Below are 651 nucleotides of genomic sequence, written 5' to 3' on the forward strand. Positions count from 1 at the left end.
CCCGCCTACAACCTCACCGTCACGGACCTGCACACCTACTATGTTCTCGCCGGAACGACACCGGTCCTGGTTCACAACTGCGGATCAAACTTCAAGCCCGGCGAAGATGACATCCACTACAACAAGCACGTTCTTGGCGTAATGAAGAACGGGAAGTCCAAGGAAGGCGGTCCGGATATGCCTGAATATCTCGACAAGGCCGACTACCTGGCCGGTGCGCGAGGATTGCTCGATGGGCCCGCCAAAAGGGGTGTCCTGGAAGGGAGGCGGGGCACCGATACGCTCCGATTCGATACCTCCACTGGCGCTTTCGGCGTGAAGACCGAGGACGGCATCATGCGAACCTTCTTTCGGCCCGGCGGCGATGGTGAAGCGTATTTCCGGGGAACTGATGGACTGACCCCAATTAACTTCTGAGAATGCACGTAATTGTGACTGAGATCGACGCCATGGCTGCCGAGATTGCGAAGAGTGCAGGCTGGCAGAGGTTCCAGTCGTGTGATGATTTCGTAAACGCATGGATCTCGTTCGTTGATCAATGTGCAAGCGGATATGACATGAGTATTTATGAGTACGAGAATGACCTGGCGGTCCGAACGGCCATTCAGATTCTTCTTGTGGATGGGCGGATGAGACGACTTGAAGGGTTCG

1 protein-coding gene and 1 pseudogene are annotated in these 651 nt (G+C 55.5%); both read left to right on the plus strand.

Annotation, left to right across the window (positions count from 1 at the left end):
* Window positions 1-417 (plus strand): hypothetical protein (locus ABD323_RS43425; RefSeq protein ID WP_344447530.1); only part of this gene is annotated, 417 nt, incomplete at its 5' end.
* A gap of 14 nt (window positions 418-431) precedes the next feature.
* Window positions 432-651 (plus strand): annotated as a pseudogene (locus ABD323_RS43430) (hypothetical protein); the annotation flags it as partial.

Origin of the sequence: Kitasatospora nipponensis (assembly GCF_039528135.1) — a bacterium.
Taxonomy (GTDB): Bacteria; Actinomycetota; Actinomycetes; order Streptomycetales; family Streptomycetaceae; genus Kitasatospora; species Kitasatospora nipponensis.